Source organism: Vibrio sp. 10N.222.55.C6, from assembly GCF_041473395.1.
Taxonomy (GTDB): Bacteria; Pseudomonadota; Gammaproteobacteria; order Enterobacterales; family Vibrionaceae; genus Vibrio; species Vibrio crassostreae_C.
Window position 1 is genome coordinate 1 of the sequence record NZ_JBFRSD010001172.1, and the last position, 409, is coordinate 409.

Genomic DNA, 409 nt, shown 5'->3' on the forward strand with positions numbered 1-409 from the left:
ATTGGAAAGCTAACAATTGAAGACTGTACCAATATTATTAAAGACATATTTGGTGATAATCTCGAATATTTCTCTATCATAAATTTATTTGGTAAGGATAGCGACAAGCTAATTTTTGACTTTAGGAATAAAGTCATAAGTAATGTATGGATGGAAAACTACCCTTTCTTTTGGGAATGTCGTTTTGATAATGGTACAACATTCAACTCTAGTACATTTAAACATTTAGAACCTAGGAACAATGTAACAATTCCTAAAATTCATGACAATATGTTTGTTAACTGTGATACATCTGGAATACATGATCTAATTGTAAGCAGCAACAACCAACAAGATCAAAAGAACAAAAGTCTTGTGGACGACGTTAAGAAGATATTTAAGCTTTTTGATACAGGTGGAACACTAAAAG

Annotated in this window: 1 protein-coding gene; it reads left to right on the forward strand. The window is 30.8% G+C overall.

What is annotated here, in order from left to right; genetic code table 11:
- Positions 1 to 150 precede the first annotated feature (150 nt).
- The coding region (locus AB4486_RS28050) for a hypothetical protein (protein ID WP_372120098.1) at positions 151 to 409 on the forward strand (259 nt) is incomplete at its 3' end.